Source organism: Eubacterium sp. BIOML-A2 (assembly GCF_009680135.1).
Taxonomy (GTDB): domain Bacteria; phylum Bacillota; class Clostridia; order Lachnospirales; family Lachnospiraceae; genus Faecalicatena; species Faecalicatena contortus_B.
The window spans coordinates 1-8,651 of record NZ_WKZK01000095.1 but is presented as its reverse complement, the minus strand read 5'-3'; the positions used below and the strand labels follow the sequence as shown (position 1 = coordinate 8,651).

The 8,651-nt window shown below is 48.1% G+C and carries 4 protein-coding genes; all 4 read left to right on the top strand.

Going from position 1 to position 8,651, the window contains the following annotated elements:
• Positions 1–990: 990 nt before the first annotated feature.
• A complete protein-coding gene (ileS, locus tag GKG43_RS22185; protein ID WP_055154431.1) occupies positions 991–4,146 on the top strand; it encodes an isoleucine--tRNA ligase in 3,156 nt (1,051 codons plus the stop codon).
• 5 nt (positions 4,147–4,151) lie between these two features.
• Positions 4,152–6,626: a glycogen/starch/alpha-glucan phosphorylase gene (locus tag GKG43_RS22180; protein ID WP_055154430.1), complete on the top strand. Its 2,475-nt coding sequence runs from the start codon at positions 4,152–4,154 to the stop codon at positions 6,624–6,626.
• 9 nt (positions 6,627–6,635) lie between these two features.
• Positions 6,636–7,703, top strand: a complete 1,068-nt coding sequence (locus tag GKG43_RS22175; RefSeq protein ID WP_174518414.1) for an RNA-binding protein — start codon at positions 6,636–6,638, stop codon at positions 7,701–7,703.
• Between the two features lie 57 nt (positions 7,704–7,760).
• Positions 7,761–8,651 (top strand): SpoIID/LytB domain-containing protein (locus GKG43_RS22170; RefSeq protein WP_173020143.1); only part of this gene is annotated, 891 nt, incomplete at its 3' end.

The following is an 8,651-nucleotide window of genomic DNA, read 5'->3' as shown; positions in this document are numbered from 1 at the left end:
TGCATTATGGCAAAGAAAAAGAAGCTCTGTTACGAGCTTCCTAAAGAATGAACGCTAAATCGACTGTGAATAGTAACCATATTATCCCTTCTTCTTAAATTTGTCCTTGACAAAGGGTACACTTCAGAACAAGGATTATCACAAGGGGTAGAGAAAGGCATTAGAGCGATGGTACTGGATTATATAGAGGAAGGCTTTGATGAGAATAAGATTTTAATAAAATTGCAAAAAAGATTTACTTTGTCTGAGCAGAAGGCGAAAGAATATTATAAAAAGTTTGGGAAAAGTGAATAAGGGGATAGTGAAATAGATGCAATTCTGCAGTAATAGTTCAAACGTTTCTTTAAATTTCTACAATGTGATGAATTTTGGTGAAATATATGTGCAATCCCTTGACTATTCCCCGGTTTCTTTTTATAATATCCCTGTGCAGACAAAAAAGACTATGACGAAGACAGTAAGTTTTCACTGAAATTTGCAGCGAGCCGGAGGTGGTGCGAGCCCGGTATGAGTAAGTGATTTCTGAACATCACTTCTGAGTCGCAGTCCTCGAAACGGAAGCAGTAGAGACTGACGGAGTTCCCCCGTTACGGGAACGCATATACAAGGCAGGATCAAAAAGGCCGGAGTATGTTGTAACAGGTGGTAAACGACAGTGAAAGCTTTCGTCCTATTACAGGGCGGAAGCTTTTTTATGATATTGGAAATTCCACAGGAATTGCCAATATCATAAAAACCCTCCGGGGGATGCGCACTGCGGCGTAAGAGGTAGATGCCGCGCAGCGGCCGCCGCAGGCGCGAGTTTCGCGAGCGAAACTCTATTGCATGATATTGGAAATTCCACAGGAATTGCCAATATCATAAAAACCCTCCGGGGGATGCGCACTGCGGTGTAAGAGGCAGATGCCGCGCCGCAGGCGCAAAGGAAGCAGGGCGCAGCGGTGTCCGTTTCGTGTTAAATGAAATAATTATAGGAAGGTGAGATGAGTTATGTATAAGAAAGTTTCTACGGATATGAATTTTGTTGAGCGTGAAAAAGAAGTTGAAAAGTTCTGGGCTGATCATAATATTTTTCGGAAAAGTATGGAGGAGCGGGAAGGCTGCCCTGAGTATACATTCTATGACGGGCCTCCAACCGCGAATGGGAAGCCTCATATCGGACATGTGTTGACGCGCGTTATCAAGGATATGATTCCGAGATACCGTACGATGAAGGGGTATATGGTTCCGCGTAAAGCCGGATGGGATACTCACGGGCTTCCGGTTGAGCTGGAGGTGGAAAAGCTTCTGGGACTCGACGGGAAGGATCAGATTGAGGAATACGGCCTGGAGCCTTTTATCGATAAGTGTAAAGAAAGCGTATGGAAATATAAGGGGATGTGGGAAGATTTCTCCAGTACGGTTGGATTTTGGGCTGATATGGAACATCCCTATGTGACCTATGATAATAATTTTATCGAATCCGAGTGGTGGGGGCTGAAACAGATCTGGGACAAGGGCCTTCTTTATAAGGGATTTAAGATTGTACCTTACTGCCCGCGGTGCGGGACTCCTCTGTCTGCCCAGGAAGTGGCCCAGGGGTATAAAGATGTCAAGGAACGTTCTGCGATCGTCAGATTTAAGGTGAAGGATGAGGATGCTTATATTCTGGCATGGACAACCACGCCCTGGACACTGCCTTCTAACCTGGCGCTCTGCGTGAATCCGGCGGAGGATTATGTGAAGGTAAAGGCAGCAGACGGCTATGTGTATTATATGGCGCAGGCGCTGCTGGATACGGTACTTGGCAAGCTGGCAGAGGAAGATAAGCCGGCATATGAGATTCTGGAGACATATAAAGGAAAGGATCTGGAATACAAGGAATATGAGCCTCTGTTTGCCTGTGCGGCGGAAGGGGCTGCGAAGCAGAATAAGAAGGCGTTCTATGTGACCTGTGATTCCTACGTTACACTGACGGATGGTACCGGTATTGTACACATTGCCCCTGCTTTTGGTGAAGACGATGCGAATGTTGGGAGAAGCTATGGACTGCCGTTCGTACAGCTTGTAGATGAAAAGGGAAATATGGCGGAATCCACGCCATTTGCCGGAGTCTTCGTAAAGAAGGCGGATCCGATGGTTCTGAAAGACCTGGAGGAGAGAGGGCTTCTCTTTGATGCTCCGAAGTTCGAGCACAGCTATCCGCACTGTTGGAGATGCGATACGCCGCTGATCTACTACGCGCGCGAATCCTGGTTCATCAACATGACCGCCGTGAAGGACGATCTGATTGCCAATAACAATACGATCAACTGGATCCCTGAGAGTATCGGGAAGGGACGTTTCGGCGACTGGCTGGAAAATGTGCAGGATTGGGGCATCAGCCGCAACCGTTACTGGGGCACGCCTTTGAATATCTGGGAGTGTGAGTGCGGACATCAGCATTCTATCGGAAGCATCGAGGAACTGAAATCCATGTCCGATAACTGTCCGGATGATATCGAGCTTCACCGCCCGTATATTGATGATGTTACGATAAAATGCCCGGTCTGCGGCAAAGAGATGCACCGCGTGCCGGAGGTGATTGACTGCTGGTTTGACAGCGGCTCCATGCCGTTTGCACAGCATCACTATCCGTTTGAGAATAAAGACCTGTTTGAACAGCAGTTCCCGGCAGACTTTATATCAGAGGCTGTGGACCAGACGAGAGGATGGTTCTATTCTCTGCTGGCGATCTCTACTCTGCTCTTTAATAAGTCGCCGTACAAGAATGTCATTGTGCTTGGCCATGTGCAGGATGAGAATGGCCAGAAGATGAGCAAGTCCAAGGGAAATGCAGTGGATCCGTTTGATGCGCTGAATCAGTATGGCGCGGATGCAATCCGCTGGTACTTCTATGTGAACAGCGCGCCGTGGCTGCCGAACCGTTTCCACGGAAAAGCAGTGACAGAGGGACAGCGTAAGTTTATGGGAACGCTGTGGAATACCTATGCATTTTTTGTACTGTATGCAAATATAGATGAATTTGATGCAACCAAATACAGCCTGGATTACGAAAAACTGAGTGTTATGGATAAATGGCTACTGTCCAAACTGAATACACTGATAAAGACCGTGGATGAGAACCTTGAAAATTACAGGATTCCGGAGAGCGCAAGGGCGCTGCAGGACTTTGTGGATGACATGAGCAACTGGTATGTCAGAAGAAGCCGGGAGCGTTTTTGGGCAAAGGGCATGGAGCAGGATAAGATCAATGCGTATATGACGCTGTACACTGCGCTTGTGACCGTTGCGAAGGTAGCGGCGCCGATGATTCCGTTTATGACAGAAGAGATCTATCAGAACCTGGTATGCAGCATTGACAGTGGAGCTCCGGAGAGCATCCATCTCTGTGATTTCCCGGTTGTTAACGAGAGTTATATCGATGGGGAGCTGGAATCCAATATGGCCAATGTCCTGAAGCTGGTTGTAATGGGACGCGCGTGCCGCAATACAGCTAATATCAAGAACCGCCAGCCGATCGGCCAGATGTTTGTGAAAGCAGGGTTTGATCTGCCGGAATTTTATCAGGAAATCGTTGAAGATGAGCTGAATGTCAAGAATATGAAGTTCACAGAGGATGTGAGAGACTTTACTTCATATAGTTTTAAACCACAGTTAAAGACAGTCGGGCCAAAGTATGGTAAGATGTTAGGTGGAATCAAGTCTGCCCTGGACAGTCTCGACGGCAATGCTGCTATGGACGAGATTAATGAAACCGGAGCATTGAAGCTGGACATCAGCGGACAGGAGATTACTCTGTTTAAGGAAGACCTGCTGATTGATACGGCGCAGATGGAGGGGTATGTATCTGAAAATGATAACGGTATAACCGTTGTTCTGGATACAAACCTGTCAGAAGAACTGTTAGAGGAAGGTTTTGTAAGAGAGATTATCAGCAAGATCCAGACGATGCGTAAGGAAGCAGACTTTGAGGTCATGGATAAGATTAAAGTGACTTACGCGGGAAGCGCAAAAGCAGAAGGTGTCTTTGCAAAGCACGGGAAAGAGATCGGAAGCGAAGTACTCGCAAACGAAGTTGTGAAGGCAGAACCGGCAGGCTATGTGAAGGAATGGAAGATAAACGGCGAGGCTGTTACAATGGGCGTAATGAAAGAAGGGATGTAAGATATATGTATAGTAAGCGATTTGAAAAAGAAGTTTTCAAAGAAATCGTCCGGGACAATGTGAAGACACTGTACCGGAAGAAGATAGAGGAGGCGACGCCCCAGCAGATATTCCAGGCGGTTTCTTATGCCGTGAAGGACATCATCATTGATGACTGGCTGGCAACGCAGGCGGAGTACAGGAAGCAGGATGCCAAGACGGTCTATTACATGTCCATGGAATTTCTGATGGGCCGTGCCCTGGGCAATAACCTGATTAATATGACTGCCTACGGGGATGTGAGGGAAGCGCTGGAGGAGATGAATATCGATCTGAACGTGATCGAGGACCAGGAGCCGGATGCGGCGCTTGGAAACGGAGGTCTGGGGCGTCTGGCCGCATGCTTCCTGGATTCACTGGCAACACTGAATTACCCTGCATACGGATGCGGTATCCGCTACCGCTATGGGATGTTTAAACAGAAGATTGAAAACGGCTACCAGATCGAGACACCGGATGACTGGCTTAAGGAAGGCAATCCCTTCGAGCTGCGCAGACAGGAGTACGCAAAAGAGGTGCGCTTCGGCGGTACGATCCGTTTTGAAAAAGATCCGGAGACCGGCAGAGATAAGTTTATTCAGGAGAATTATGAATCCGTGCGTGCGATTCCGTATGATATGCCGATCGTGGGCTATGGGAACCATGTGGTGAATACACTGCGGATCTGGGATGCGGAGCCGATTACGAACTTTTCCCTGGAATCATTTGACAGAGGGGACTACCACAAGGCGGTCGAGCAGGAGAACCTTGCCAAGATGATCGTGGATGTGCTCTATCCCAACGATAACCACTATGCCGGCAAGGAGCTGAGGCTGAAGCAGCAGTATTTCTTTATCTCAGCCAGCCTGCAGGCCCTGATTGCGAAGTATAAAAAGGACCACGACGACATCAAAAAGCTTTATGAGAAGGTGGCAATCCAGATGAATGATACGCATCCGACGGTTGCCGTTCCGGAGCTGATGAGGCTGCTCATTGATGTGGAAGGCCTGACCTGGGAGGAGGCATGGGAAGTGACCACAAAGACCTGTGCCTATACCAACCATACGATTATGGCAGAGGCGCTGGAAAAATGGCCGATCGATCTGTTCTCTAAGCTGCTTCCGCGTATTTACCAGATCGTCCAGGAGATCGACCGCCGTTTCCTGCAGGAGGTCCGCGCCAAATATCCGGGCAATGAAGAGAAGGTCAGAAAAGTGGCAATCCTCAGGGACAATCAGGTGCGCATGGCGCATATGGCGATTATAGCCGGTTTCTCCGTCAACGGTGTGGCAAGGCTGCACACGGAGATCCTGAAAAATCAGGAACTGAAAGATTTCTATGACATGATGCCGGAGAAGTTTAATAATAAAACAAACGGGATCACACAGAGACGTTTTCTTCTCCATGGCAACCCGCTTCTTGCGGATTGGATCACGGAAAGGATAGGGGACGGATGGATCACGGATTTATCCTTGATCGGCAACCTGAAGCCGCTGGTAAATGATGAGCGCGCAAGAAAAGAATTTATGCAGATCAAATATCAGAACAAGGTACGCCTTGCAAAATATATCAAAGAAAATAATGGAATCGATGTGGATCCTACGTCCATCTTTGATGTGCAGGTCAAGAGACTTCACGAATATAAGCGTCAGCTGCTGAATATTCTGCACATTATGTATCTGTACAATCAGATCAAGGAGCATCCGGAGATGTCATTTTATCCAAGGACATTTATCTTTGGAGCAAAGGCCGCGGCAGGTTATCTCAGAGCCAAAGAGACGATCAAGCTGATCAACTCCGTAGCGGATGTGGTGAACAATGACAGAAGCATCAACGGCAAGCTGAAAGTTGTATTTATCGAAGATTACCGCGTATCCAATGCGGAGCTTCTGTTTGCGGCAGCGGATGTGAGCGAGCAGATCTCGACCGCGTCCAAGGAGGCATCCGGCACCGGAAATATGAAGTTCATGCTCAACGGCGCACCGACCCTGGGAACAATGGACGGCGCCAATGTGGAGATCGTGGAGGAAGTCGGAGCGGAGAATGCATTTATCTTCGGGTTAACTTCCGAGGAGGTTATTAACTACGAGAATAACGGCGGCTATAATCCGATTGACATTTACTTTAATGACTGGGAGCTCAAACGCGTGGTCGACCAGCTGATGGACGGCACCTATGCGGGCGGCAACCACGAGATGTACAAGAACCTGTATAACTCCCTTTTAAATACACATTGCACAAACAGGCCCGATACTTACTTTATTCTGAAGGATTTCCGCGCGTACGCAGAGGCGCAGAAAAAAGTGGAGGCTGCCTATCGCGACGTACAGAGATGGTCGAAAATGGCGATGATGAACACTGCATGCAGCGGGAAGTTCACCTCAGACCGGACAATCGAGGAGTATGTAAAGGATATCTGGAAACTCGAAAAAGTGAATGTCCCGTCAGGACAGCCGGAATAGGAGGCATTTATGAATTATTATGACAGTTACACTTATACTTATAACTCACCGGTGGATTCAATGCTTACGGGGATTCTGGCCATTTATCTGATTGTGCTTGCAGTGTGGTTCATTTTCTTCGTAATCAGTTATGTATTCAAAGGAATCGGTATGTATACGATTGCAAAGAGACAGGGCATGGATTACCCCTGGCTCGCGTTCATTCCGTTTGCAAGGACATATCTCCACGGAGAGCTGGGCGGAAGCATAACCCTCAAATCCAAAACCATCAAAAATCCGGGGATCTGGCTCCTTGCAATGCCGTTCATCTTCGGTGTGGTAAACTTTATTTTTTATATGATCGTCTGGGTAGTCGGACTGGGGGCGTTTTCCAGCCTCTATTCCAGTGCTTTATACAGTCATGGGGGCGGTACATCTTCACATTTCAGCAGCAGCGTGATCATGGGAATCATCATTATAGCAATTATCTGGGTGATTGCTGCTATTGTGTACAGCGCCTTCTATAAAGTACTGAGTGTTCTCATAAATCACCAGATTCTTGAGAAGTTTACTTCAAAAAACATGTCCATTGCGCACGCAGTACTGTGCATGGTAGTTCCTCTTTACGAGTCCATCTGCCTCTTCGCAATGCGCAACAGGAACTTTAATCCGGGAATGGAGCCGGATCTGGGAAGGCCGTTTATCCAGCCGGGTTACCCAACTATGCCGCCGGCCGGATCCATGCCGGGGCCGTATACCGCAGTACCTGCGCCTCAGGCGCCGGTGCAGGGAGAACCTGCAGCACCGGAGGCCCCAGTGCCTCCCACAACACCGGATATGAGTACGCCGCCTGTACCTCCCGTTCCTCCAGTACCTCCAGTGACGCCTGAAGCACCGGTATCAGCACCAAAGGCTCCTGGTTCAGAGGAGGAGCCGGAATGCGCGCAGGAGCCGTCAGTGATTATTCTGCCGGATACGGAAGCCAAAGCAGAAGAGAAGGTATCCGGGCCAGAGACTGACGTAGAAACGCAGGAGCAGCCACAGGGTACCCAGACCTACGAGGAGTACACAGAAAAGAAAGAAAACAGTGACTTATAAAAAAGGGGTCTGACCCCTTTGAGCCCTTCATATAATATATATATGGAGGGCTTTTTTATGGGACAACGTTATATGCGGCAAAAAGTCAAAACCGTCTGTTCATTTTTACTTATTTTAATTCTGCTTCCCTATGTGGTCGCGGTTTTTGTAAACGGCGCGGATATGGAAGTAAACGGAAAAAATGGCGGTGCTTATGTGCAGGTGAAGAAAACATCGGAGGATGGAAGTGATCAGGTGATCAAGGTGCCCTGGGATGAATATTTTCTGGGTATGCTTGCAAAAGAAATGCCCGGAAATTATGAAGAAGAAGCGCTGAAAGCACAGGCAGTTCTGATCCGTACCAACCTCTACCAGACGTTGGACAGCAGTGAGGATAAGCTGCTGGAGGACAATTACCTGGATACAAAATCTCTGGAAAAAAAGTGGAGTGCCAAGGAATTTGAAACTTATTACAAAAAATTAAAAAAGGCAATGGATGAGACCGAAAATCAGGTGTTATACTATAATGACACGTATGCATTGGTGCCGTTCCACCAGGCCAGCAATGGTAAAACAAGAAGCGGCCAGGAAGTTCTGGGAAATGAAGACTGCCCCTATCTGGCGGTAAAAGAATGTCCTAAGGATAAAGAAGCCGAGGACGAGATGCATGTTTACAACATGGAGTACAAAGAAATACAAGCCAAGTGCCAGCCGTTTCTGGTGGCCGTTGATAAAGAAAATGCAGAAAAAACCTACAGTTTCTCTGACTTTGAGATACAAGCCTACGATTCTGCGGGATATGTATCACAGATGAGAATTGGTGATACGGTCTGCAGCGGCGAACAGTTCCGGGAGGCCCTGTCACTGGCGTCCAGTGCGTTTTCTCTGCAGGAAGCGGACGGGGGCCTTCGGATTACGACTATGGGAAAAGGGCACGGCCTGGGGATGAGCCAGTGGACGGCAAACGAG